The sequence below is a fragment of the Mycobacterium sp. 236(2023) genome, assembly GCF_029623955.1.
Lineage (GTDB): Bacteria > Actinomycetota > Actinomycetes > Mycobacteriales > Mycobacteriaceae > Mycobacterium.
Map to the genome: position 1 here is coordinate 1,558,911 of NZ_JARSBP010000002.1, position 24,342 is coordinate 1,583,252.

General features: G+C 67.2%; 21 protein-coding genes. 12 read left to right on the forward strand and 9 right to left on the reverse strand.

Annotated features, from left to right (window positions below):
* Nucleotides 1–2: 2 nt before the first annotated feature.
* The 5 genes from P9A17_RS10005 to P9A17_RS10025 all read right to left on the reverse strand — a co-directional run bounded on the left by P9A17_RS10005 (nt 3) and on the right by P9A17_RS10025 (nt 6,293).
* Entirely contained in the window at nt 3–1,628 is a 1,626-nt protein-coding gene (locus P9A17_RS10005) for a polysaccharide deacetylase family protein (protein ID WP_278038377.1), read from the reverse strand.
* A gap of 100 nt (nt 1,629–1,728) precedes the next feature.
* Nucleotides 1,729–3,282, reverse strand: a complete 1,554-nt coding sequence (locus P9A17_RS10010; protein WP_278038378.1) for a glycosyltransferase — start codon at nt 3,280–3,282, stop codon at nt 1,729–1,731.
* 12 nt (nt 3,283–3,294) lie between these two features.
* Nucleotides 3,295–4,617 (reverse strand): nucleotide sugar dehydrogenase, encoded by a 1,323-nt coding sequence (locus tag P9A17_RS10015; protein WP_278038379.1) that lies wholly within the window; start codon nt 4,615–4,617, stop codon nt 3,295–3,297.
* A gap of 360 nt (nt 4,618–4,977) precedes the next feature.
* Nucleotides 4,978–5,559, reverse strand: a complete 582-nt coding sequence (locus tag P9A17_RS10020; RefSeq protein ID WP_278038380.1) for a fasciclin domain-containing protein — start codon at nt 5,557–5,559, stop codon at nt 4,978–4,980.
* Between the two features lie 47 nt (nt 5,560–5,606).
* The gene (locus P9A17_RS10025; protein WP_278038381.1) at nt 5,607–6,293 is read right to left on the reverse strand and encodes a fasciclin domain-containing protein; all 687 of its coding nucleotides are present in this window, start codon (nt 6,291–6,293) and stop codon (nt 5,607–5,609) included.
* 132 nt (nt 6,294–6,425) lie between these two features.
* On the opposite strand from P9A17_RS10025, the gene dxr reads away from it, so the two are divergent.
* From dxr to P9A17_RS10055, 6 genes are all read left to right on the forward strand, one after another.
* Complete coding sequence (dxr, locus tag P9A17_RS10030) at nt 6,426–7,628, forward strand: 1-deoxy-D-xylulose-5-phosphate reductoisomerase (protein ID WP_278038382.1); 1,203 nt, start codon at nt 6,426–6,428, stop codon at nt 7,626–7,628.
* 13 nt (nt 7,629–7,641) lie between these two features.
* Complete coding sequence (locus P9A17_RS10035) at nt 7,642–8,880, forward strand: M50 family metallopeptidase (RefSeq protein WP_278038383.1); 1,239 nt, start codon at nt 7,642–7,644, stop codon at nt 8,878–8,880.
* A gap of 46 nt (nt 8,881–8,926) precedes the next feature.
* Entirely contained in the window at nt 8,927–10,093 is a 1,167-nt protein-coding gene (ispG, locus tag P9A17_RS10040; protein WP_278038384.1) for a flavodoxin-dependent (E)-4-hydroxy-3-methylbut-2-enyl-diphosphate synthase, read from the forward strand.
* 52 nt (nt 10,094–10,145) lie between these two features.
* Nucleotides 10,146–11,000 carry a GNAT family N-acetyltransferase gene (locus P9A17_RS10045; RefSeq protein ID WP_278038385.1) on the forward strand — a complete coding sequence of 285 codons (855 nt, stop codon included), beginning with the start codon at nt 10,146–10,148 and terminating at the stop codon, nt 10,998–11,000.
* Nucleotides 11,001–11,026: 26 nt separating this feature from the next.
* Entirely contained in the window at nt 11,027–11,695 is a 669-nt protein-coding gene (locus tag P9A17_RS10050) for a GNAT family N-acetyltransferase (RefSeq protein WP_278038386.1), read from the forward strand.
* Between the two features lie 124 nt (nt 11,696–11,819).
* Nucleotides 11,820–13,652, forward strand: coding sequence for a penicillin-binding transpeptidase domain-containing protein (locus P9A17_RS10055; protein ID WP_278038387.1), 1,833 nt, complete (start codon nt 11,820–11,822; stop codon nt 13,650–13,652).
* A gap of 4 nt (nt 13,653–13,656) precedes the next feature.
* On the opposite strand, the gene P9A17_RS10060 is transcribed toward P9A17_RS10055, so the two are convergent.
* Nucleotides 13,657–16,416 (reverse strand): LuxR C-terminal-related transcriptional regulator, encoded by a 2,760-nt coding sequence (locus P9A17_RS10060; RefSeq protein ID WP_278038388.1) that lies wholly within the window; start codon nt 16,414–16,416, stop codon nt 13,657–13,659.
* A 378-nt stretch (nt 16,417–16,794) separates the two neighbouring features.
* Here P9A17_RS10060 and P9A17_RS10065 point away from each other — a divergent pair, with 378 nt between their 5' ends.
* A complete protein-coding gene (locus P9A17_RS10065) occupies nt 16,795–18,168 on the forward strand; it encodes an EAL domain-containing protein (RefSeq protein ID WP_278038389.1) in 1,374 nt (457 codons plus the stop codon).
* Between the two features lie 33 nt (nt 18,169–18,201).
* Nucleotides 18,202–18,807: a DUF1707 domain-containing protein gene (locus tag P9A17_RS10070; protein ID WP_278038390.1), complete on the forward strand. Its 606-nt coding sequence runs from the start codon at nt 18,202–18,204 to the stop codon at nt 18,805–18,807.
* Nucleotides 18,808–18,810: 3 nt separating this feature from the next.
* On the opposite strand, the gene P9A17_RS10075 is transcribed toward P9A17_RS10070, so the two are convergent.
* Together P9A17_RS10075 and P9A17_RS10080 are read right to left on the reverse strand one after the other, a co-directional pair.
* Complete coding sequence (locus tag P9A17_RS10075) at nt 18,811–19,989, reverse strand: sulfotransferase (RefSeq protein WP_278038391.1); 1,179 nt, start codon at nt 19,987–19,989, stop codon at nt 18,811–18,813.
* A complete protein-coding gene (locus tag P9A17_RS10080) occupies nt 19,986–21,083 on the reverse strand; it encodes a DUF1214 domain-containing protein (protein WP_278038392.1) in 1,098 nt (365 codons plus the stop codon). The genes P9A17_RS10075 and P9A17_RS10080 overlap by 4 nt, the downstream gene beginning before the upstream one ends.
* Before the next feature lie 9 nt (nt 21,084–21,092).
* On the opposite strand from P9A17_RS10080, the gene P9A17_RS10085 reads away from it, so the two are divergent.
* Nucleotides 21,093–21,695, forward strand: a complete 603-nt coding sequence (locus tag P9A17_RS10085) for a TetR family transcriptional regulator (protein WP_278038393.1) — start codon at nt 21,093–21,095, stop codon at nt 21,693–21,695.
* 76 nt (nt 21,696–21,771) lie between these two features.
* Here the strand turns inward: P9A17_RS10085 and P9A17_RS10090 are convergent, their stop codons facing one another.
* Complete coding sequence (locus tag P9A17_RS10090) at nt 21,772–22,158, reverse strand: PaaI family thioesterase (protein WP_278038394.1); 387 nt, start codon at nt 22,156–22,158, stop codon at nt 21,772–21,774.
* A gap of 22 nt (nt 22,159–22,180) precedes the next feature.
* Between P9A17_RS10090 and map the strand changes: the two genes are divergently transcribed.
* From map to P9A17_RS10105, 3 genes are all read left to right on the forward strand, one after another.
* A complete protein-coding gene (map, locus tag P9A17_RS10095) occupies nt 22,181–23,038 on the forward strand; it encodes a type I methionyl aminopeptidase (protein WP_278038395.1) in 858 nt (285 codons plus the stop codon).
* A 20-nt stretch (nt 23,039–23,058) separates the two neighbouring features.
* Entirely contained in the window at nt 23,059–23,715 is a 657-nt protein-coding gene (locus P9A17_RS10100; protein ID WP_278038396.1) for a hypothetical protein, read from the forward strand.
* Nucleotides 23,716–23,778: 63 nt separating this feature from the next.
* On the forward strand, nt 23,779–24,342 hold the full coding sequence (locus tag P9A17_RS10105; protein WP_278038397.1) for an alpha/beta hydrolase: 564 nt from the start codon (nt 23,779–23,781) through the stop codon (nt 24,340–24,342).

The window sequence follows — 24,342 nt, forward strand, 5'->3', positions numbered from 1 at the left end:
ATTCAGCCCGCGGGGATGCCTACTCCCGCATCGACATTCGGGTAGTCCACCCCTTCGGTGACACTCAGCGCCGTGAACGTCGGCCACGGAAACGCCTCGCTGTCCCGGGTCGCGATCAGCCCGAATCCGCCGTAGTCGCTGGGCTCGCCGTTGGCTGCCGCCCACAGACGGACTGAGCCGTCGATGACGAATTCGGTCCCCGCGGGAGACACGGTGAAGTCGACGGTGTGACGGTCAGACGGTGTGAGGTCGCGGCCGTCGATGACCACGTCCGCCGAGCGCCTGCCAACCGAGACGCGCACTTTGTCTGCTGAGACACGCACTTTCGCCTCCGCGCCCGAACCGACCCTGGTCATCACGTAAGCGGCTGGTCTTCCGTCGGTCAATCCTGTGACCGTGACCGACCCGCGGTAGGACGCCCAGTCTGCCGTGGCGTCGAGCCCGTAAGCCACCTCCTGGTAGAGCCCGGGCCCGGACAGCGACAGCACGCCCCCGTTCGCGTGGGGGACCACCGGAGCCTCGGTCAGCGGGATCCAGAGATCCGGCCTCCGTGCCGGCGGCGCCTGCGTCGGCGTGACGGCAGTTCGAGCCTCCACCTGGGTGAGAAGCTCCGCCACAGTGGTGTCCAGGGTGATTTCGATGCGGCCTGCCATGCCTGCTTCGGCGGCCCGCGATCCGGGCGGAAGTGGTAGCGGCGGCGCATTGTTGAAGGAGCCCGTGAAGAACTCGTTGATCACTGTCTCCGCAACGGCGTTGGCTTCGGGATCTCCACCTTCGAGCGTGCGGTAGCCCTCGGAGAACGGGAACGCGAACAGTCTCGGGCGAGGCAGACCGTGGGCGACGATGTCGTCGATCGACCCTTGGAGGTCGGTGCGGATCTTCTCCTCGAACTCGGTGAGCGTTTCGAGGCGGTTGCGCTCGAACAGCCACCGCCGGTTCACGATCTCCGAACCCTTCGTGCCTTCGGCGTTGATCGGCAGCTTCGCGTGCATCTTGCGGGTGTGCGACTCGAAATCCCACCGGCCGGAGTCCGCCATTTCGGCGATCTCCTCCCAGGACAGGTAATAGGGACGCTTCTCGCCGACGTTGGCGGTGATGAGGAAGGACACGCCGTGCATCCCGAGGCGCTCCAGGATCTTGTCGGCGTGCGTCCACAACCCGTGAGTGCCGTCGTCGAAGGTGATCATGACGGAGCGTTCCGGGATCTCACCGCCGCCCAGGTAGTCGACGTACTGGTCGGTGGTGATCGACGAGTACCCTGCGGCTTTCAGCGTGGACAGCTGGGCGTCGAACGCCTCCGGCGTGACGACGTAGTGGTAGTTGGGATTCTTGGTGGGGTCGGGATATTCCTCCGTCGCCGACACCGGCCTGACGTCGTGGTAGGCCAGAATCACCGGCGGAGTTCTCCCGGGCAGGCGGGCGTTGACCGCGGATGCGTGCTCCTGCTGTTCTGCCGTCAGCGTGGTCGGTGCGGTCGAGAACTGCTCGGTGACTTGAAGTTTGGCGATGTGGCGGTGCGCCGCATAGGCAAACGGAGCGAATGCCAGGCCCAACGCCAACAGTGAGAACACAGAGCGGATGACGCCATGCCCGAAGCGGGCGCGCCAGTGGGTTCGGGTATCGGACACGCGAGTCAGCCGAACCTTCCGTCGGTGAGCACGGCGAGATACAGCAGCACGCCTGCGAGAGCGAAAACCAGTGTGAACAAAGCGCTGACGATGGGTGATTTCATTGCGCACCCCGCGCCCAGGTGCCCTTGCGGATGGTGAGCAGTGAGTACGGCAACAGCCAGGACAACACCACCGAGCTGAGCAGGCTCATGACCGGGCGATAACGCCAGCGCGAGTTCCCGGGATTGGTCAGCTTGAAGACGACAGCCCAGGCGAAACCCTTGGTGAGGACGCCGCAGAGATACAGCAGGGTGAGGAAGTAGAGCCCGTTCGCCGGGGCCCACACCAGGTGCCGGACCGCCATCAACGGTGCTACCGCGACGAAGAGCACGTGGCCGTAGAACAGCGCCGCGGGTCCGGGGCCGCGGCGCCACATGAACGAACCGGTGAAGCAGAGGTTGCGGATGAAACTCTTCTTCCACCGCACCTGCTGTTTCATGAACGGGCGCACCCGGGCCGGAACCGTGGTCCACACATGTGCCGAGCGGACGTAGCCGACCCGCCAGTGTCGCTCCGGATAGTCGCGCTCGGAGACCAGAGGCGAATCGGCGTAGCGCCGTTTGAGCTCCTTGCCTTTCCATACCTGGCCGAGCACGTACCCAGTCAGCTGGCGGTCGGTGGCAAAGCGGAACTCGCGACCGAGGAACATGTCGTTGGCCCAGGCCGGGAAGTAGTTGAGCACCGCGTCACGCCGGAACACCGCCAACGGGCCGGACACGCACGTGACGCTCCCGAATGTCGACTCGGCGGCCTTGGCGACGCGAAACTGGCCGTCGTACCACGCATCCTGGGCGCGCGTCAGGACGGTGTCGTCGGCGTTCAGGGCGCGAGCGTGCCCGCTGACCGCCCCGAGGTCGGGGTTCTTGACCAAGGCCCAGACGCAGCGTGACAGAGCATCCGGCGCCAGTACGCAGTCCGAATCGGTGAAGGCGAGCACATCTCCGGTGGAGATCATGACTCCGTCGGTCAGGGCGTGCTTCTTGCCACGGTTGACCTCGTTGTACAGGACGGTGATGTCGAGTTCTGCGGCCAGGCGCCGCAGGATGTCCGGCGTGCCGTCGGTGGACGCGTCATCGATGACGATGACCTCCAGGTTCGGGTAAGTCGATCCGACCATGGTGCGGACACACTGTTCGATACCGTCGGCCTCGTCGCGCACCGCCACCAGAAGGGTCACCTTCGGGACTGCGGGCAGGGAAGGAAAGTCCCAAGCCGGCGATTGTGTCTTGCGTGCGAGAGGATTTCGTGGCATTCGCGGCGGTCGGGGATGCACGCTGGGATCTTCGTAGCGGGCAAAACCCAGGTACATCATCGTGATCGTCGCGGTGAGCACGAGAAGCCCGTAGCCGACGAGTAGAGGTGCATGCGGCACGAGCGGCGCCTGCACTGCCAGCAGCAGGATCAGCGGCAGCAGCGCGGCGATGACGGCGAGGCGACGCAGCCCGACCCGCACGTAGGCAGGCAGCGAGTCGAGCCATCGGGCGACCCGGATCCGGCGTGCGGCGATGAACCGGTGGTGTCGGCCTTCACTGCGCGTGCCGTTGACCGAGTCGTCGCGCCGGGTGATGCGAGGGATCGCCGGCACCGTCCTGCGCGGCGCGTAATCAACCATGTGTGAGGTGCCTCAGAGCGTGACGTGGGGGGCGAGATCGCCCATCCGGTATGTGGTGTCGAGGACGAGGGGCTGATCCGCCAGCCACCCGTACTCCTCGCCGGGCTGAATTGTGTGCACCAGCACCAGATCCCACGTCTCCTCCGCCGGCCGCGGGTGCGAGGTCAGCAAGCCGGTCGACGGTGTCTGCAGGAGCTCGACGTGGGGGTCGGCGAACGCCACGTGTGCTCCTTCGGCGGCGAGCATGTCGATGATGGCCAGCGCGGGCGATTCGCGGACGTCGGCGACGGCGGGTTTGTACGTGACCCCGAGAACGAGGATGCGTGCGTCCCGCATCCGGCGACCGGCATCGGCCAGGACGTCGCGCGACCTGGTCACGACGTCGCGCGGACGTTCGGCGATGGCGGTCATCGCGCTCGCGACGACCGGCGAGCTGGTGCGCCGTGCGCGTAACTGCCAGAGGAGATAGTGGGGATCGCAGGGGATGCAGTGCCCGCCCACGCCGGCGCCGGGATAGAAGGGCATGAAGCCGTAGGGCTTGGTGGCGGCCGCCGAGATCACCTCCATGACGTCGATGTTGACCTCACGGGCGGCGTCGGCGAACTCGTTGGCCAGCGCGATGTTGACTGCGCGGAAAGTGTTTTCGACGAGCTTGGTCATCTCGGCAGCCTCCGGCGATGACACCATGTGCAGCGATCCCGCGGTGTGTGCCAGGAAGGACGCGGCGCGCCGGGCGCATTCCGCGGTGACCCCGCCGATGACCCGTGGTGTGCGATCCGGCGCGTGATCGACGACTCCGGGATCGATCCGCTCCGGGCTGAAGGCGACGAAGATGTCCGTGCCGACCTGGAAGCCGCGTGCCTGCAGCGGGCGAACCAGAAGATCGGCGGTGCAGCCGGGGTACGTGGTCGAGGTCAACACGATGGTTTGGCCGGGCCGGGCGTTCTGAACCACTGTCGCGCACGCGGACGACAGCGCTTCGAGGTCTGGTGTCAGGTGGGCGTCGACCGGCGTCGGCACGCAGATCAGCACCGCGTCCGCCGCGGCGATTCCGGATGCTTCGGTTGTCAGGCTCAACTGATGGGCAGAGAACGCGGAGGCCAGGCGGGTGTGATCGCGCGCAAGCAGGTCGACCTGATCGGCCTTGATGGCCAGCAGACGCGCTTCGCTGACGTCGAAACCGATCACGTCGGCTCCGCTTGTGGTGAAGGACAGCGCGGTCGGCAGGCCTACATAGCCCAGACCGACGATGGCGACGAGTGGATGGTCGCGGTGTGCACTCGACGAGAACTCGTCGCTTGTTTCTCCCGTGGTGACTTCGAGCTGCACGGTCATGTGGTCTTCTTCCCCGGGAGCGCCGACTGTTGACTGCCCTAAATAGTTTGCCAAAAATGAGCTGGCTTGCACACATTAATTGACGCCATCGGTGGTTGGCAACATCAAGCAATGAGAAATATCCACAGAGAAGCTGCTTCGATCAGTTAAAAACCCGCAGGACATCGTCTACAGCACATTTTGACGTCTTCGACACCGTCATCCGGTTGGTGTGACAGTGATACGAGACAACCATTGCTACATTTGCGCCCGCGGGTGTAAGTCGAAGGAGAAACGCCAACGGCGCCTCCGACGCGTCGAACGTCGAAGGCGCCGCGCGCCCACAGTGGGTACCGGCGGCTTTCCGCCGCCGAAAATCCGTTACATCGCCGGCGGCATCAGAACGGTGTCGATCAGATAGACGGTCGCGTTGGCGGTCTGCACGCCGCCGCACACCACCGAGGCGTCGTTGACCATCAGCTGGTCCGGGGCGCCCGTGACGTTCACCGGTGCGCCCTGCACCGTCGCGTGCTCGCCTACTACGGCGTCGGGCGCGGCCTGACCCGGAACCACGTGGTAGGTAAGGACATTGGTCAGCAGGTCGGCGTCCGTCTTGAGCTTCTCCACCGTCGCGGGATCAAGCTTGGCGAAGGCGTCATCGGTGGGGGCGAAGACCGTGAACTCGGCACCGTTGAGGGTGTCGACCAAGTTCACCTGCGGGTTGAGCTGGCCGGAGATCGCCTGGGTCAGCATGGTCAGCATCGGATTGTTGGCCGCCGCGGTCGCGACCGGGGCCGCCGCCATGCCCTGGATCGAGCCGGCACCGTCGGGCACCTGCTGTGTGTAGGCCATACAGCCCGGCCCCATGGGCTCTGCCGACGCCGTACCCGCCAGCCCGAGCGACAAGCCTGCGGCCGCCGATACGGCGACGCCGACCCGGATGAGTGCGCTTCTGGAAGTCATTCTGTCGATTCCTCTCAAGAGTTTGAATAGTTCTGTGCGGCAGGCGGTTACGCGGCAGGCGGCATCAGGACGGTGTCGATCATGTAGACGGTGGCGTTCGCGGTCTTCACGCCGCCGCACACCAGCCCGGCATCGTTGACCTTCAGGTCGTTACCCGCTCCGGTCACATTGAGCGTCGCGCCCTGAACTGTGGCGTGCTCTCCGGCCACGGCGTCAGGAGCTGCCTGGCCCGGCACCACGTGGTAGGTCAAAATGTTCGTCAACAGGTCCGAATCGGTCTTCAACGTTTCCAGGGTTGCCGGATCGATCTTGGCGAACGCGTCGTTCGTCGGCGCGAACACGGTGAACTCGTCGCCGTTGAGAGTGTCGACGAGGTTGACGTTCGGGTTCAGCTGACCCGACAGCGCCTGCGTCAACGTCGAGAGCATCGGATTGTTCGACGCCGCGGTCACAACCGGCGCTTCAGCCATACCGGCCACCGATCCCGGCCCCTCCGGCACCTGCTCGGCATACGCGGCGCAGCCCGTCCCGATGAGGTTGGCGGCCGGATCCGCGTTCGGGGCCGCCGACGAGGTCGTCATCTCGCTGGTTGCCGACTCCACGGCCGATTCGGCCGAGCTCGTCACAGAGGACGCGGTGCTTGCCGCCTCCTCGCTGGAGCACGCTGCCGCGCCGAAGACGGCGATCGCAGCCAGGGTCGCGGCCGCGGCCGTCTTGCGGTGAATGGTCGTCATTTCTGTCATCCCTTCGCGCCCGGGCGCCGTCGCCCGCGCTTTGTTGGCACACAGGTCATTCCCAGCCGTGCGCCGTTTGGATGGGTCTGGAGGTTTGTCGTAATACATGCGTCACATCTGCCGCGCGGCACAATGAGGCCATGGGCGAGCACAGCGACGGAAGAAGGCTTCGTGACTGACAGGCTGCGCGTCCTGATCCTCGGAAGCACCGGCTCCATCGGGACCCAGGCGCTTGATGTCATCGAGGCCAACCCGGACCGCTTCGAGGTGGTCGGGCTCGCCGCCGGTGGCGGCAACCGGGAGTTACTGGCCCGGCAGCGCGCCGAAACGGGGGTCACCAACGTCGCGGTCGCCGACGAGGCCGCGGCCGCCGCCATCGGCGACGTGCCCTACTCCGGCCCGGACGGCGTCACCCGGCTCGTCGAGGACACCGAGTGCGACGTCGTGCTCAACGCGCTCGTCGGCGCGCTCGGCCTCAAGCCCACACTCGCCGCGCTGGCGTCCGGGGCGCGGCTGGCCCTGGCGAACAAGGAATCGTTGGTGGCCGGCGGGCCACTGGTACAGAAAGCCGCTTCCCCGGGGCAGATCGTTCCCGTCGACTCGGAACACTCCGCGCTCGCGCAGTGCCTGCGCGGCGGCACCGCCGACGAGGTCGCCAAACTGGTACTGACCGCCTCGGGCGGTCCGTTCCGCGGGTGGACCGCCGACCGGCTCGAAGACGTCACCCCCGAGCAGGCGGGCGCCCATCCCACCTGGTCGATGGGCCCGATGAACACGTTGAACTCGGCATCCCTGGTCAACAAGGGTCTCGAGCTCATCGAGACCCACCTGTTGTTCGGCATCGCCTACGACCGCATCGACGTCGTCGTGCATCCGCAGTCGATCGTGCACTCGATGGTGACCTTCACCGACGGATCGACGCTGGCCCAGGCCAGCCCGCCCGACATGAAGCTGCCGATCGCGCTGGCGCTCGGCTGGCCGGCGCGAGTGGCCGGAGCCGCCTTCGCCTGCGACTTCACCACGGCGTCACGCTGGGATTTCGAACCCCTCGACGACGACGTGTTCCCGGCCGTCGCGCTGGCACGCCAGGCGGGACGGGCCGGCGGGTGCATGACGGCGATCTACAACGCCGCCAACGAGGAGGCCGCCGCCGCTTTCCTCGACGGCCGCATCCGATTCCCCTCGATCGTGCGAACCATCGCCGGTGTACTGCGCGCTGCCGACCAGTGGGCCGCCGAACCAGCTACCGTGGATGACGTCCTCGACGCGCAGGACTGGGCGCGTGACCGGGCCCGAAGCGCCGTCGAGGCGGAACCCGCTGGTAGCAGGAGTTAGGACTGGCCGCCCGATGATGTACGTGCTTGGCGTGACGCTGTTCGCGCTCGCCATTCTGGTGTCGGTGGCGCTGCATGAGTGCGGCCACATGTGGGTGGCACGCGCCACAGGGATGAAGGTGAGGCGCTACTTCGTCGGCTTCGGGCCGACGCTGTGGTCCACCTGGCGGCCCAACAAGCTGGGGCAGACCGAGTACGGCGTGAAGGCGATTCCGCTCGGCGGCTTCTGCGACATCGCCGGCATGACGGCGGTCGAGGAACTCGACCCCGAGGACCGGCCCCACGCGATGTACAAGCAGAAGACCTGGAAGCGCGTCGCGGTGCTGTTCGCCGGCCCGGCGATGAACTTCATCATCGGTCTCGTGTTGGTCTACGCGATCGCGATCATCTGGGGCCTGCCCAACCTGAAGGCGCCGACCACCGCCGTGGTGGGGGAGACGTCGTGCATCAAATCCGAAGTGACACAAGGTGAACTGGGCGACTGCATCGCCAACAGCCCGGCGGCCGCCGCGGGCGTCCAGGCCAACGACGTCATCACCAAGGTCAATGACACCGAGGTCCCGACGTTCGACGCACTCGTCGAGGCGGTGCGGGCGCAGAGCGGTCCGACGACACTGACCGTGCAGCGCGACGAGAACGGCCAGATCCGCGAGTTCACCACCACCGTCGACGTCACCCCGAGCCAGCGTTTCGTGGCCGGTGATGACGGTGGTCCCGCCGTCCCCGTCGACGTCGGCAGCATCGGTGTCACCGCCGCGCAATTCGGGCCCACCCAGTACAACGCGCTCACCGCGGTCCCCGGCACATTCGTGTTCACCGGTGACCTCGCCGTCGAACTCGGCAAGGCCATCGTCAAGATCCCGACCAAGATCGGGGCGCTCGTGCACTCGATCACGGGCGGCGAACGCGACCCCGAGACACCCATCAGCGTCGTGGGGGCGTCCCGCATCGGCGGTGAAACCGTCGAACACGGCATCTGGGTCGCCTTCTGGTTCTTCCTCGCCCAGCTGAACTTCGTCCTCGGCGCGGTCAACCTGATCCCGCTGCTCCCGCTCGACGGCGGGCACATCTCGATCGCGCTGTATGAGAAGGTCCGCAATAAGATTCGAGAAGCGCGCGGCAAAGTCGCCGGCGCGCCCGTCAACTACCTCAAGCTGATGCCCCTCACGTACGTCGTGATCATCGTGATGGTGGGCTTCACGCTGCTGACCGTGACAGCCGACGTGATCAACCCGATCACGCTGTTCAACTGAAAACGCGGTTCCGATGATCACTAGGTTCCAGTAGGAGACTTTCGTCATGACCTCGATCGGTTTGGGGATGCCCGCGCCACCGGCGCCCGTCCTGGCGCCCCGCCGTAAGACCCGCCAACTGATGGTCGGCGACGTCGGCGTGGGCAGCGACCACCCGATCGCCGTCCAGTCGATGTGCACCACCAAAACCCACGACATCAACTCGACGCTGCAGCAGATCGCCGAGCTCACCGCCTCGGGCTGCGACATCGTCCGGGTGGCCTGCCCGCGCCAGGAAGACGCCGACGCGCTGCCCGCGATCGCCAAGAAGGCGAACATCCCGGTGATCGCCGACATCCACTTTCAGCCGAAATACATCTTCGCCGCGATCGACGCGGGCTGCGCCGCGGTGCGCGTCAACCCCGGCAACATCAAGGAGTTCGACGGCCGGGTCAAGGAGGTCGCGAAAGCTGCCGGCGATGCCGGCATCCCGATCCGCATCGGCGTGAACGCCGGCTCACTTGATCCCCGGCTGCTGAAGAAGTACGGCAAAGCCACCCCCGAGGCGCTGGTCGAATCGGCGCTGTGGGAAGCCTCGCTGTTCGAAGAACACGGCTTCGGCGACATCAAGATCAGCGTCAAGCACAACGACCCCGTCATCATGGTCGCCGCCTACGAGCAGCTTGCCGCGCAGTGCGACTACCCGCTGCACCTCGGCGTCACCGAGGCCGGGCCCGCGTTCCAGGGCACCATCAAGTCCGCGGTCGCCTTCGGTGCGCTGCTGTCCAAGGGCATCGGCGACACCATCCGCGTCTCGCTGTCGGCGCCGCCCGCCGAGGAGATCAAGGTGGGCAACCAGATCCTGGAGTCGCTGAATTTGCGGCCCCGGGGTCTGGAGATCGTGTCGTGCCCGTCGTGCGGCCGCGCGCAGGTCGACGTGTACACGTTGGCCAACGAGGTCACCGCCGGGCTCGAAGGCATGGAGGTGCCGCTGCGCGTGGCGGTCATGGGCTGCGTCGTCAACGGCCCCGGCGAAGCCCGCGACGCCGACCTGGGTGTGGCCTCCGGAAACGGCAAGGGGCAGATCTTCGTCAAGGGCGAGGTCATCAAGACGGTGCCCGAGGCGCTCATCGTCGAAACGCTCATCGAAGAGGCGTTGCGGCTCGCTGAAGAAATTGGGGCAGAACCCGGATCCGATGATGTCACCGGTTCGCCCGTTGTGACCGTAAGCTAAGACACAGCCCCAGGGGGTGGGGCCTCTCGGGTCAGTCGCAGAAAGAGTCCAGATGTCGGCTCCTCCGCTTTTCCGTCTAGTCGACGAGCGACGAGTGTCGGTGGTGCGCGACGTCCACGCGGTCCGGCAGGTTCTCGACGCCGACCCGGTCGCCGCGTGCATGGTCGCCTCCCGGGTCGCCGAGCACGGCATCGAACCCTCTGCGATCGGCGGCGAGCTGTGGACTCGCAGGCGTGCCAACGAGTCTCTGTGTTTCGCCGGGGCCAACCTGATCCCGCTGCGCGGCACCCCCGGCGACCTGAACGCGTTTGCCGACAAGGCGATGAGCAGTGCACGCCGGTGCTCATCGCTGGTGGGCCGCGCGGAGCTGGTGCTGCCGATGTGGCAACGCCTCGAACCGGTGTGGGGTCCGGCCCGCGACGTCCGCGCCCACCAGCCATTGATGGCGCTCAGCTCGGCGCCGCAGTGCGCCACAGATCCGTCGGTGCGTCCGGTGCGTATCGACGAGCTCGATGCCTACCTGGTGGCCGCGATCGACATGTTCATCGGTGAGGTCGGTATCGACCCCCGCATCGGCGACGGGGGCCGCGGTTACCGCCGCCGTGTCGCCGGGCTGATCGCCGCCGGCCGCGCGTGGGCCCGGTTCGACCGCGGCGAAGTGGTGTTCAAAGCGGAGGTCGGTTCGCAGTCGCCGGCTGTCGGGCAGATACAGGGCGTGTGGGTCCACCCGGATCAGCGTGGCCGCGGCATCGGGACCGCAGGAACCGCCTCGGTCGCGGCGGCCGTCGTGGGTGGCGGGCGCATCGCCAGCCTGTACGTCAACAGCTTCAACAGGGTGGCCAGGGCGACGTACGCCCGCATCGGTTTCGCCGAGGTCGCGTCATTTGCGACGGTCCTGCTCGACTGACCGAACGCTGCGCCTACTCTCCAGGTATGACCGAGCAGGGTGCGGCGAGCCGCGAGATCGTTGATGCGCTCGTCCGTGCCATGGAGCGCCGGCACGAGGTGCTCGATGCGGTCGTCGGCTCCGATGACTACGACGCCGCGATCGAAGCGATCGCCGATCTGCTCGACGCGTCCGAGGAGGCCGCCGAAGCCGTCCTGCGGATGTCGTTCGACCGCCTGACCAAGGTGTCGCGTCGCCGCATCGCCGCCGAGCTGCAGAGCCTGACCAGCCAGGCGTCGACCTACACCCCGCCTGAGCAGAACCCGGGGTCGGCGCGACGCCTGATGCTGCGACCGTTCGCGGCCGAGGGGGACCGTGACATCTTCGCGTCGCGAACCGCGGACATGCGCTCAGCCGGTGATGGAACGGCCGCTCCCGCAGGTGATCTGGTCGACGAGATCCGCGATGCCGTGGCGCGTGTCGCCGCGGAGGAGGCGGTGTGGCTGGTGGCCGAGGTCGGTACCGCGAAGGTGGGCATGGTGTTCGGTGAACTCGCCGACGGCGAGGTCGGGGTCCGGATCTGGATCCACCCTGACCATCGCAAGCAGGGTTACGGCACGGCCGCGTTGCGGGCTTCTCGCTCGGAGATGGCGGCCTACTTCCCGGCGGTACCGCTGGTCGTGCGCGCTCCCGCCGCGGGGGGCTTCGGGGCATAGCGTCGCGTCGAAATCCACGTTTGTCGGCATCCACTCGCACTTCGTCTGCAAAAGGTGGATCTCGGCGTGACGGGTCGGTGCGCCTCCCCGTGGTTGAGGTCTCAGCTTCGTAACATCTGTCCCAATGGCAACACAGTTCTCACCCGCATCACGCGCCTCACTCACGTCACGAGCTGGGGCCGTCCTGGCTGCCGCCGCGATGGTCCTCACCGTCGGTGCGTGCACACCGCGACCCGACGGCCCTGAGCCCACCGCAGAGGAGTTCTTCGAAGCCCTGGCCACCGGTGACACCGGCGCGGCGTCGCTGCTCGCCGACCAACCCGAGGAAGCCCGCGCCGACCTCAACGAGGCGTGGGCCGGCCTGCAGGCCACGGGTCTCGACGCGCAGATCCTGAGCTCGAAATGGGCCGAGGACACCGGGAGCATCGCCTACCGCTACACCTGGCACCTGCCCAAGGACCGCACCTGGACCTACGACGGGCAGCTCAACATGGTGCGTGACGAAGGCGGCTGGGAAGTGCGGTGGAGCGCGACCGGCCTGCACCCCAGGCTGGGGGAGAACCAGACCTTCGCGCTGCGGGCCGAACAGCCGCCTCGGGCCTCCGTGCACGAACGCACCGGCACCAATGTGCTTGTGCCCGGCTATAAATACCACTTCGCACTCGACGCCGAGGCGGCCGGAGCCGACCTGATGAGGACCGCCAACACTCTCGTGGGCGCGCTGCATCGATTCGACAACACCCTCGATCCGCAGCGCCTCGCCGAACTGGCCAGTTCGAGGCAGGCGCCGCTGGGCCTGGTGACGCTGCGGCAGGCCGACCGCGATGCCGTCTTCGGGGCCGTCGGCTCACTGCCCGGTGTGGTCATCACCCCGCAACCCGAAATGGTGCCCACCGACGACACTTTCGCGCCTGCTGTCATCAACGAGATCAACAAGACGGTCGCCGACGATCTCGACGGCGACCCCGGCTGGCGCGTCGTCACGGTCAACCAGAACGGTGTCGACGTCGACGTCCTCAACGAGGTTCCCGGTACTCCGGCGCCATCGGTGAGCATCAGCCTGGACCGGTCGGTGCAGACGGCCGCGCAGAACTCGGTCAACTTCACCGACAAGCAGGCGATGATCGTGGTCATCAAGCCGTCGACGGGCGAGATCCTCGCGGTGGCCCAGAACAAGGCCGCCGACCGCGAGGGCCCGCTGGCCACGATGGGCCTGTATCCGCCCGGCTCGACGTTCAAGATCGTCACTGCGGGCGCCGCGATCGAACGCCAGATGGCAACGCCCAACACACTTCTCGGCTGCCCCGGAACGCTGGACATCGGTCACCGCACGGTGCCGAACTACGGTGGGTTCGACCTCGGAACGGTCCCGATGTCACGGGCCTTCGCGAGTTCCTGCAACACCACCTTCGCCGAACTGGCGAGCAGGATGCCGCCGCGCGGTCTGACCCAGGCCGCGTCCCAGTACGGCATCGGCCCGGACTACACCGTCGCCGGGCTGTCGACAGTGAGCGGATCGGTGCCGCCGACCGTCAACCTGACCGAGCGCACCGAGGACGGCTTCGGTCAGGGCAAGGTGCTCGTCAGCCCGTTCGGGATGGCACTGGCGGCCGCGACGGTGTCCGCAGGACGGACCCCGGTGCCGCAGTTGATCCAAGGGCGCGAGACCGGGATCACCGGTGATCGTCAGCCGATCCCGCCGAGCGTGGTGGAGAACCTGCGGCCGATGATGCGCCTGGTCGTGACCAACGGCACCGCCGAGGACCTCCAGGGTGCCGGCGACGTCCGCGGCAAGACCGGTGAGGCGGAGTTCGCGGGCGGTTCGCATTCGTGGTTCACCGGCTACCGCGGTGACATGGCGTTCGCGGCGCTGATCGTCGGCGGCGGAAGCTCCGAGTATGCCGTGCGGATGGTGCGGGGCATGCTCGACGCCCTGCCGCCCGACTACCAGGCATAGCCGGTCAGGACAGGATCCGCCGGCGCCGCGCCTCGGACACCGATTCGCCTCGGCTGGCCACCCCGAGCTTGATGTATGTGCCCTTCAGGTACCACTTCACGGTGTTCACGGTGACGCCGAGATTGCGGGCGATCTGCTTGTTGGACAGACCCCGCTCCAGTAGGCGCAGGATCTCCAATTCGCGGACGCTGAGCGGCTCCTCGGGTGACGGGCCGACATGGGCGTCGGGCACGATCACCGGGATGGCCGCCTTGTCGGAGTCGGCATGGGCGATCGCCAGCAGCCGCGACAGGTAATCGGCCGACACCCGGGGCTGTCCGGGGGCCCAGCGGCCGGTCCGGCTCGCTTCCCGCAGGCCCGCAACGAGTTTCACCATCTGAGGCCCGGCATCGAGGATGGTGCGAACCAATCCGGCTCGGGAACCGGCGATCAGCGCCTCGATGAGGAGGTCGGTCGCACCGTCGGTGTCGTCCTTGAGGAGCAGCACCCTGGCGAGGGAGATGGAGTACGCGGTTTCTGCGTACCGCCAGCGCGCCTGGACACTCTCGGCACGCATCTGGGTGAGCAGGGCCACGGCCTTGTCGAAGTCGTTGTGGGCGCACGCGATTCGTTCGGCCATGGCGAGCTGGTAATGGCGGGTGGCCGTGGCGACGCCCCCGGTGAGCCCCGGGGTCGTGATGTCCTGGCGAGCGAGGGTGTCCTCGGCCCGGCCGACGTCGTCGACGGCGAGGTAGAGCCGCACCCGTTCGAAATCGACCGCGGCGGTCAGCCGGGGTAGCACGAGCCGACTGGCCGTGGCTTCGCCCTCGTCGAGGAGAGCGAGTGCGGCGTCGATGTCGCCGCGCAGAACCTTGATGCGGGGCAGGGCGCTGTACGTCGCGATCATGAAATCGGCGACGCCGCTTTCCGCGCCGAGCTCGCGGCATTCCTCCAGAAGCGTTTCGGCAGCGTCGATGTCGCCGCGCTCGTAACTGAGCCTGCCGAGCAGAGCGCCGGAAAGCCGCGCCGCGTGCGACGTGTGTCCGGCGGCGCTCTGGGCGAGGGCGCGCGCCTCGGTGTAGCGCTTCTCGGCGGTGGCCAGATCGCGCTGGGCGAAGGCCGCCAGTCCGGCGAAACAGCGACCGTACACACCCGCGAACGGGCCGCCTGCACCTTCGTGGAAGGGGTTCGCGAGCTGCTGGCGCGACTGCGCGGTGTCGAAATCGGAGGTGTGGATGTCGACGAATGTGCGGATGTTGGCCGACACCGCCACCAGGAACGGCCGCACCGGCGCGTTGTCCACCAGGTAGGGCGCGACGAGGTCGGCGGCGCGGTCGATGCGGTCGCCGTAGACATCGACGCACGCCTGCACGACATCGGCTTCGGCAAGCATCGCGGAGATCGTTTCGTCGCCGCCATGAGTCGTGTGGGTCTCGGACCCGAGAGCCGAGCGGACGTGGTCGAGCGCTGTCTGCGCCCCGGCGGCGCGCTGGAGCAGGCAGTTGGCCCACGCGATGGCCATCTGCAGCTCCGGCCGGGCCGACAGTTCGTGTTCGGGGAGCTTACTCACCAGGCCGAGCAGGCTGGCCATCCGGCTGTGCTCGACGAGGTTCATCGCTTGTCGCTCAACGAGATCCACGGCGTTGGCGCGCTCGCCCGCGACCAGTGCGTGTGTGACGGCCTCGCCGAGCATTCCGCGGTCGGCGAACCACGCCGACGCGACGCGGTGAAGGTCGGCCACGCGGTCGGCGTGATCGCGCGCCAGCCGCTGGCGCAGGTAACCGGCGAACAGGTGGTGATAACGGAACCAGTCCCGGTTGTCGTCGAGCGGAATCAGGAACATGTCGAGGTGCTCGAGTTCTTCGAGGACGGCCTGACCTCGCGGTTGTCCGCTCACGGCGGTGGCGAGGTCTGCGCAGAGCCGATCGCAGACCGACGTCGTCAGCACGAAATCGAGCAGGTTGGGGGACAGGCCGTCGAGCACGTTCTCGGCGAGGTAGTCGCCGACCGAGTGATGCCTACCGGAGAAGCCCGAGATCAAGGACGACGGATCGTTGGTGTGCCGCAACGAGAGCGTGGCGAGCTGAAGCGCGGCGATCCAGCCGTCGGTGCTCGCCCACAGCCGATCGACATCGGCGCGGTCGAGGGTCAGCTCATTGAGCTCGGTCAGGAAGGCCGCCGACTCGGTGTGGTCGAAACGTAGTGCGGCAACGTCGATTTCGACAACCTGGTCGCGCACCTTCAACCAGCCGACGGCAGGCGTTCGCGTCCTGCTGGTGACCACGAGATGCAGGTTGGGAGGCCCCATCTTGAGCAGGAATTCCAGGGCCCCTGCGGTGTCGGGATCGGTGACCACGTGCCAGTCGTCGAACACGATCGCCATCAGCCGACCGTGGTCGGCGATCTGGTTCACGAGTTCGGCCAGCACGTAGCGGGTGGCGTCGCCGGATCGCTGCTCGAGGTGGTCGCCGAGATCCCCGCCCAGTGCGGGTTCGACGCGCCGTATCGCCTCGATGAGGTGGGCCAGGAAGCTGACCGTGTCGTTGGCGTCGGCGTCGAGGCTCAGCCAGGCGACAACGGCCCCGTCACCGCGTAACTCTCGCTGCCACTGCACCGCCAACGTCGTCTTGCCGTAGCCGGCGGGTGCGTGGATGAATGCCAGTCGCTTCGTCCGGCCCGCGTTCAGTGCGTCGATCAGTCGACTGCGGAGTATGAGCCGCCCGCCGGTCGACGGGGGTTGGATCCGGGTGGAGACGATGCGGGTAGGTTGCGGCTTCGCCTGCATGCATCACCCCCGCTCCGCGACCTCGACGATTCTGGTCCATCTTCGCGTACCGGACACGGGATCTTCGTCAACCGTATCGTCCAGCGGGTCTGATGGACCGTACGCCGGCGGGACGACCGGGGATACCCGGAGCGTGATGTGACGGACCTGGCTAATCGTTGGCGCATGGCGCCAATTGGCCGGGACGGAAACACCATGCCGCGTGTTCCCTGCGTGTGAAGGCCGGAGTTCGTCATTTCACGGCGCGTAACCACACTTATGGGTAGCGGGATTCAGCAAACCGGGTGGTTGACGACTTATCGCAGGCGCGCGCGGTTGGCCTCAGCGTATTCGGCGCAATGCCTGCGGCATCGATGACGAAAGGCATCTGGGACGTCCATGACGAGCGACCTCGACCAGGCCGTCTCCGGCAAAGGCTTGGTGGCAGCGTTTCAGCAGGTCGTGTGCCTGTCAACCGGAGCCGTCATCGGCTATGAGGCGTTGGCCCGCTGGCCGGGGCCGGAAAACGTGGCGCCGCTGGAAATCATTTCCCATGCAGCGAAAACAGGACGGTTGAATGCTTTCGACCGCGCCTGCATCCGCGCGGCAGCGCAGGGTGCGCTCAGTGGCAATTCATCTCCGGGAATGTTGCTTCTCGTCAATTGCGAGCCAGCAACCCCGTGCGCCGACCTGTCCCAAGACACCGACGTCATGGCGGCCGCGGACAAGTTTCGCCTTGTCTTCGAGATCACCGAACGCGGATTGTTGAAGAATCCTCGCGCACTGCTGCGCAAAGTGGCGGTGCTGCGATCGCTGGGCATAGCCGTCGCGCTCGACGACATCGGCGCCCACCCGGATTCGGTCGCCCTGCTCGACGTCATCGCGCCCGACATCGTCAAACTCGACCTGGCTCTGGTTCAGCGACACCCCGACCGGCTGCAATCCAAGACCGTCGCGGCGATCCGGGAGTACCACGACAGGACCGGGGCGGTCATCTGCGCCGAGGGCATCGAAACCGAGGAACACCTCGAGCAGGCCCTTTCCTACGGCGCCACCCTCGGGCAAGGCTTCAAGTTCGGCGTTCCCGGGGAGTTGTCGGTGCATCCGTCCGGCTTCGCCTGGCCGGCGGTCGGCGTCTCTGCGCATGCCGACGCCAATCCGTCACTCTTCGACCGCGCGGCCGCCGGGCGGGAGGTTCACACGGTGCGGGAGCCCATACTGGACGGGTTACTAGCGCAGATGCAGCACCTCGCGGCGAAGGCCGAGTTCCCGCCCATCGTGCTGACCGCGGTCGGCCGGCAGGGGATCGGCGAGCGGACCCAGCGGAAGTACCGCTGCATCGCCGAGAAATCGCCGTTCGTCGCGGTCTTCGGCCACGACGTGCCCGACGGTCTCGGTCACCGCGTCCGGACGGTCAGACTCGATCCGGACGACCCACTATCAACGGAGACGGCGATCGTCGTGCTCGGGCCCGAAACCGCGGTCGCGCTGGTCGCGCGAGAGCACCGATCCGACAACGGGGACACCGGTGCACAGGTCTTCGACGTCGTGTTCGTGTTCGACCGGGAGCATGCAGCGGTACTGGCGCGCAGCCTGCTGGAACGTCCGTCGCCGACCATCTCGATCCACGTCGACCCGGCGCGGCGCAAGTTCGCCTCCTGCACCTGCGGTTGGCAGGCCAAGCGACGTCTGCTGTGGTTGACGGCCCTCGGCGACGTCACCGACCACCGCAGCAAGACCGGGCACCTTCCGGTCGACCGCTTGGCGGGCTAACCAGGCGCGACCGGCGGTACCGTGGGACACGCCATGACCGACATCAACCACGGCCGGGGAGCCATCGAGCCCATCGAGATGAGGATCTCCGACGCCGATCGCAACGGAACGCTGCGCCGCCTGCACAACGCGGTCGCGCTCGGTCTGATCGACATCGGGGAGTTCGAGGAACGCTCGGCGATGGTGTCGCAGGCCAGGCAGCGCACCGAGCTCGACGCGCTGGTGGGCGATCTGCCCGGTCCGGGGGCCATCGTGACGTCCTCGGCCGACCGGGTCGAACTGCGGGGCGTCCTCGGGTCTTTGAAGCGCCAGGGCGAGTGGGTGGTGCCGTCGCGGCTGGCGCTGCGTCGGCGGATGGGGTCGGCCGATCTCGACCTCACCCGCGCCCGGTTCGCAGGACCGATCGTGGTGATCGAACTCGACATGATGTTCGGCGGCCTCGATCTGCGGCTGCCCGACGGGGCGAGCGCCTCCATCGATGATGTCGAGGTCAACGTCGGCAGCGCCCACGATCACCGCAAAGACGCTCCCGCCGAGGGCAATCCGCATGTCATCCTCACCGGCAAGGTCGTCTGCGGCTCGGTCGACATCAGGGGGCCACGTAAGACATGGCGGCTCAATCCGCTGCGCTCTACCTGATCGTCACCTGATCGTTTCGTCGGGCACGTCGTAGCGCTGCTGGTAGGCGCGCACCTGCTCGCGCACCTCGCCGGCGTCGAGCCCCGTGTCGGCCCATTGGTATCGGCTGCCGCCGTGATCTCCGGGGTGGGCGGCGAGGTGGTCGCGCATCCGCTGTTCGGCAACCGGCGACAGCTCGCGACCCAGTCGGGCGTAGAGGGTCCGGATCGTCTCGAACGGGTCGCGCATGAAGTCGCCAAAGTGCACGTCGACCACCTGGTCCTCGGCCAGCACTCCGGAATCCCGCAACTTCATCCCGTATTCGAGGCCGACGACGATCTGCTCACGGGACTGGGCCGCGCAGTCGGGTATGGAGGACTCGTCGGATGCCATCCGCCGGAGGTGGTGGATCAGCGCGCTGATCGACGAGATCACGTTCAGCGGGTCCCGATGCGTCTGCACGATGAGCGCGTCGGGGTATTCGGCAAGCAGCGCGTCGAGCTGCCACAAATGTGCCGGCGACTTCAGCAGCCACTGGCCGCCGACGCCGGACTGTAAGTGCTGCAGGAACATTCGATGGTAGCGGTAGGCCGGCCCGTGGTCGGCGTCGTACAGCAGCCAGCGGTAGTAGTCCGGCAGCCGGTATTGCGTGGGGAAGATCATGGAGCAGAACTCGCCGGAGAACATGCGCACGCACTCCTGGCCGACCAGTGCCCCCATCGGGTGGTGCGTGAGCAGGCCGGGGACGATCTGCTCGGACATCTCCAGGGCGGCCTGAGTCTGCGCGATCCGGGGGTCGGTGTCGTAGGTCTCGGGTGCGGGCACGGGGAACGGATTGTCGACCTCCCACGTCAGTGGCGGACGCAACTCGGGGTCCTGGGCGAGCAGGTCGAACAGGATCGTCGTACCGGTGCGCGGCTGGCCGACGATGAAGATGGGCCGTTCGACGGGTGCCTTGCCGATCTCCGGGTGGCTCCTGCCCCAGTCGACGATCTGCAGCCTGCTGGTCAGGGCGCGATGGAGGTCCATCACCGCGATCTCGACGCCGATTGCGTTGAGCCGCGCCTGCGGCGATGCCAGCCCGTCGCACACACGCTGCAATCCGTCGCGCCACGTGTCGGTGTCGCCGAAGTCGTCGAGACCGACCGCCTCGCAGGCCTGCTCGACGAGCACGTCGGGTCGGAATCGGTCGGCGCTCATCATGCGGGCCCGCGGACGACGGTGCTGCGCAGCTCGGGCGCCTCGGGCTTGTCGAGCCACCGCACCACGACGAACCCACGGCGCCGACCACCGGTGTCGAGCCAATGCCCATGACCGAAGTCGTTGGCGCCGACGGCGATTCGCACGAGCCCGTCATCGCCGGGGGTGACACCTTTGTTGGTCACCGAGCTGTGCCGGTGGCGTGGCTCGAGGCATTCGTGCCACACGCTTTCGAGGGTGACGTTCCAGTACCGGGTGTCGGGGGGAGGGAACTCGAGGACCAGGGATTCGTCGGGCTCCAGCGCGAACGACCCGATCATGTACAGGTTGTCCGGTGTGGTGTCGGCGCTGCCGAGGTCTGCCGCCTGCGCTGTGGTGAGGACGTTGGGCTCGGTCAGCATCTCGGGTTTGACGGTGCGGTGCAACGTGGTCAGCTTGACGATCGTCCACGCCATCGCGGTGAACGCCTCGGCCATCGCGGAGTCTGAAACCGGTTGCAGCGGTTCGGCGTCGAGGCAATCGATGCGCATCGTGGCCGGCAGTTCGATGGCGAAGTCGCCGACGTACTCGCGGACCACGATCGACGACGCGTCCTCGGGGACCTGCAGCCACTGCGCACTCCCGAGGACGTCGGGCGGCGGTTCGACTGCCGACACCAGGAACTCGAAAGTCCCTCGGGTGCAGTCAAGTTCGCTGTCGCCGAGGTACTTGGCCATCCGGCGTGGGGTCAGCCCGGTGCCCGCGAGGATCTGGAAGCCGAGATAGGCGGTGTCACCGCGGGTTCCGGTGACCCGGTAGGTCCGATCACCGCGGATCATGGCCAGCAGGTACCGGCCATCCGGGTTGGGGCCGCCGATCAGTCGGTTCTCGGTGCACATGTCGAAGAAGCGGGGGCGCTGCGGGTCGGCCTCCACCGTCATCTCGGTGCAGAGCGCGGCGGTCTTGGCGAGGACGCCCAGGCCCTCCAGGAGCTCGCGCTCGCTCGTCGCGTCCTCGATGACGGTTTTGGTGATGTCGGCCAGCATCTGCTGGACGAAGCGCCACGATTCCAAGCTTGCCGGGGCTATGTCATTGCCATCCGCATTCACGTGAGACATAGTCTCATCATGGACGTAGTCTCAGCAGGGAAATCGCGAGAAAGTCTGACGGTCCGCAAGCAGCGCGCGACCAAAGCGCGCATCGCCGCGGCCGCCGCCCAGGCTGTCGTCGATCACGGTCTGGCCGGCGCGACAATCGAGCACATCGCAGCCGGCGCCGAGGTCGGCCGCGCCACGTTCTTCCGGTACTTCAGCGCCAAGGAAGACGCCGTCGCCGAAGGCATGACGACCCGCTGGCTGGACGCCATCACCGCGGCGATCGCCGTGCAGCCACCCGACCTGCCCGCACACGCGGCCGTGGTCGCGGCCTATGAGAGCCTCGGCGACGGCTTCGACACGATCAGCGACGAGGTGCGTGAGCTTGCCGCCCTGACGCGGTCATCCCCGGTGTTCAGCGCCTGGACGCTGCAGATCTATCTGCGCTACGAAGCCGCCATCGCCGACCTGGTGAGCCCACGGATCGCAGACCTGGCGCCCGACGATCCGCGGCCGAGGATGCTCGGGGCGGCCGCCATGGCGGCGGTGCGCATCGCCCTCGACGACTGGCTGATCCACGGCGGCTCACTACCCGAGCGGGTGCGCTCCGCGCTGGGTGCGATACAGGTGGCTTAGTCGTCGAGACTGAATCCATGCAGGCTGCTACTCGAACTTTCGCTGCACAGCTTCAGTTTCGGCGCCAGGAACCCGCCTAGCGGGGGTCGAGCACTGCGAAGCTCAGCGTCGCTCGGGCGGCGAGCCGATTCCGGGAGACGTCGGTGACGTCGACGGCGATGATCGACAGCCGCCGTCCGGCGCGCACGACGGTGGCCTCCGCCCGTGCCGGGCCTTCGAGGACGGGCGCCAGGAAGTGGATCGTCATGTCGGCGGTCGTGACGTCCTGCCCCGGCCCGACGTGGCGGTCGGCGAGCCGGCCCGCGGCGATGTCGATCAGCGTCGCGACCAGACCGCCCTGCAGCGCCCCGCGCCGATTGACCAGATTCGGCTGGTTGTCCAGCTCGATGACCAGGCGCTCGTCGGTGTCCTCGACGTCGCGGAAGTTCATCTGGGCGAACAAATGGCCCGGGGTGACCTGCATGGCGGAACGCTAGCATTGCTGCATGTCTCTACGGACCGCCCTCCGGCCCGGCACGGTGTCGCCGATGCTGTCGGTGCCCAAGTCGATCGAGCGCCCCGAGTACGTGGGCAAGAAGACCGCCCGCGAAGGCAGCGAACCGTGGGTGCAAACCCCCGAGGTGATCGAGAAGATGCGGGTCGCCGGCCGCATCGCCGCCGGCGCGCTCGCCGAGGCGGGTAAGGCCGTCGCGCCGGGGGTGACCACCGACCGGCTCGACCGGATCGCCCACGACTACATGGTCGACCACGGCGCCTATCCATCGACGTTGGGTTACAAGGGTTTCCCGAAGTCGTGCTGCACGTCGCTGAACGAGATCATCTGCCACGGCATTCCGGATTCGACGGTCGTCGAGGACGGCGACATCGTCAACATCGACGTCACCGCCTACATCGACGGCGTCCACGGCGACACTAACGCCACCTTCCTGGCCGGCGACGTGTCCGAGGAGCACCGGCTTCTCGTGGAGCGCACCCACGAGGCCACCATGCGCGCCATCAAGGCCGTCAAGCCGGGCCGTGCCCTCTCGGTCGTCGGCCGTGTCATCGAAGCGTACGCAAATCGCTTCGGCTACAACGTCGTTCGTGATTTCACCGGCCATGGCATCGGCACCACCTTTCACAACGGATTGGTGGTCCTGCACTATGACCAGCCGTCGGTCGAGACGGTGCTCGAACCGGGGATGACGTTCACGATCGAGCCGATGATCAACCTGGGCGCCCTGGACTATGAGATCTGGGACGACGACTGGACGGTCGCCACCAAGGACAAGAAGTGGACCGCGCAGTTCGAGCACACCCTCGTCGTCACCGATGCGGGTGCTGAGATCCTGACCGAGCTCTGATCGCTCGGTAGCCTGAGGCCATGATCCGGCTGCTCGTCCTGGCGATGACGGGCTTACTACTCGCCGGATGCGGACCGACGATCACCGGCAGCCCGACGTGGCCGGGTGCGCGGCTGGACAGGGCGGTGCTGACGCAGGCCGACTTCCCGCCGGGGGTGCGCTTCGAGCGCATCAACCGCGATCCGGGTCAAGGTGACAACGCGGGCGCCCCGCCGCCGATGCTGTCGATGCCGGAGGGCTGCACCGATGGGCTGACGCGCGACATCGCGAGCTCGGCAGAGCGGGGTCCCGGCAGCGCCGTCGAATACGTCGCCGCCTACGACGGAGCCCGGATGGTGCTCACCGTGCTGTCGTGGCGGCTCGATCTCGACCAATTGGCGGCCACCGCGCAGCGGTGTGCCGAGTACCGGACGTTCTTCGACGAGGCGGACCCGGGAATCGCGATGACGACGACGCCGGTGCCGGTTTCCCGCGACGAGGCGCTGGTCTATCAGCAGACGATGCACTTGACGGGCGACGAGAACAGCGTCTACTTCTCGTTCGAGAACGTTGGAGACATGGCTGTGTTCGGCATCGCATTCCCGACACCAGACCCGTCGATATCGGTCAAAGGCACGCTGCCGCAAACCTTTCTGGACATCACCGCTAAACAAGCTGAACGCGCACTGGCTGCCTGACGCCTTCGGTGAACAGCGTGAAAAGACCCGCGCCGACTCGGCCGGTCCCTGTAGCGTGGCGCAATGCCCACTCCCATGGTGACCGTTGACGGTTTCGGGGTGCCCGTCGAGGTCGCCGGTCCGGACAGAGGTTCCGTGGTGGTGTTGCTGGGCGCGGCACATCAGGCGCCCGCCGCCTACGAAGGGGTGTGCCAGCGGCTCCACACCGCGAATCTGAAAACCGTCGTGATCGGTCCCGAACCTCGCCTCACCGCCAAATCGGTGATCAGCATTCTCGACGGGCTGGAAGTCCGGTGGGCGCTGCTCGTCGGTGATCGGTTGGGCGGCGAGCTGGCGTGGGAGCTCGCCGCCACTCGCCTCGACCGGTTCATCGGTCTGGTCGTCATCGACCGCGGGCACCCGCGGGTGGCCGACCTCGCGGGTGCGATCCGCGACGAGGATTGTCCGCCAGTGGAGTTGAACACCACGGCTCTGGTCAGCACCAGCGCGGCCCGGGCTGTCGCCAAGGCCAGTCAGCGCTTCGTCTACGGCGAATACCGCATCGTCGATCTGCTGGGCCGGCGCAACGCGGCCGACTCGACCGCGCAGCTGGCCGCCGAGATCGTGATGCGCACCAGCACCTGGTGA

Bases quoted from the DNA above. Each gene is read 5' to 3' on its own strand.
- map (WP_278038395.1), top strand. From the start codon at position 22,181: ATGTCTCTACGGACCGCCCTCCGGCCCGGCACGGTGTCGCCGATGCTG.
- P9A17_RS10085 (WP_278038393.1), top strand. From the start codon at position 21,093: ATGGACGTAGTCTCAGCAGGGAAATCGCGAGAAAGTCTGACGGTCCGC.
- P9A17_RS10090 (WP_278038394.1), bottom strand. From the start codon at position 22,158: ATGCAGGTCACCCCGGGCCATTTGTTCGCCCAGATGAACTTCCGCGAC.
- P9A17_RS10080 (WP_278038392.1), bottom strand. From the start codon at position 21,083: ATGTCTCACGTGAATGCGGATGGCAATGACATAGCCCCGGCAAGCTTG.
- dxr (WP_278038382.1), top strand. From the start codon at position 6,426: ATGAGGCCATGGGCGAGCACAGCGACGGAAGAAGGCTTCGTGACTGAC.
- P9A17_RS10105 (WP_278038397.1), top strand. From the start codon at position 23,779: ATGCCCACTCCCATGGTGACCGTTGACGGTTTCGGGGTGCCCGTCGAG.
- P9A17_RS10020 (WP_278038380.1), bottom strand. From the start codon at position 5,559: ATGACTTCCAGAAGCGCACTCATCCGGGTCGGCGTCGCCGTATCGGCG.
- P9A17_RS10035 (WP_278038383.1), top strand. From the start codon at position 7,642: ATGATGTACGTGCTTGGCGTGACGCTGTTCGCGCTCGCCATTCTGGTG.
- ispG (WP_278038384.1), top strand. From the start codon at position 8,927: ATGACCTCGATCGGTTTGGGGATGCCCGCGCCACCGGCGCCCGTCCTG.
- P9A17_RS10015 (WP_278038379.1), bottom strand. From the start codon at position 4,617: ATGACCGTGCAGCTCGAAGTCACCACGGGAGAAACAAGCGACGAGTTC.
- P9A17_RS10010 (WP_278038378.1), bottom strand. From the start codon at position 3,282: ATGGTTGATTACGCGCCGCGCAGGACGGTGCCGGCGATCCCTCGCATC.
- P9A17_RS10060 (WP_278038388.1), bottom strand. From the start codon at position 16,416: ATGCAGGCGAAGCCGCAACCTACCCGCATCGTCTCCACCCGGATCCAA.
- P9A17_RS10075 (WP_278038391.1), bottom strand. From the start codon at position 19,989: ATGATGAGCGCCGACCGATTCCGACCCGACGTGCTCGTCGAGCAGGCC.
- P9A17_RS10050 (WP_278038386.1), top strand. From the start codon at position 11,027: ATGACCGAGCAGGGTGCGGCGAGCCGCGAGATCGTTGATGCGCTCGTC.
- P9A17_RS10070 (WP_278038390.1), top strand. From the start codon at position 18,202: ATGACCGACATCAACCACGGCCGGGGAGCCATCGAGCCCATCGAGATG.
- P9A17_RS10045 (WP_278038385.1), top strand. From the start codon at position 10,146: ATGTCGGCTCCTCCGCTTTTCCGTCTAGTCGACGAGCGACGAGTGTCG.
- P9A17_RS10055 (WP_278038387.1), top strand. From the start codon at position 11,820: ATGGCAACACAGTTCTCACCCGCATCACGCGCCTCACTCACGTCACGA.
- P9A17_RS10025 (WP_278038381.1), bottom strand. From the start codon at position 6,293: ATGACGACCATTCACCGCAAGACGGCCGCGGCCGCGACCCTGGCTGCG.
- P9A17_RS10065 (WP_278038389.1), top strand. From the start codon at position 16,795: ATGACGAGCGACCTCGACCAGGCCGTCTCCGGCAAAGGCTTGGTGGCA.
- P9A17_RS10100 (WP_278038396.1), top strand. From the start codon at position 23,059: ATGATCCGGCTGCTCGTCCTGGCGATGACGGGCTTACTACTCGCCGGA.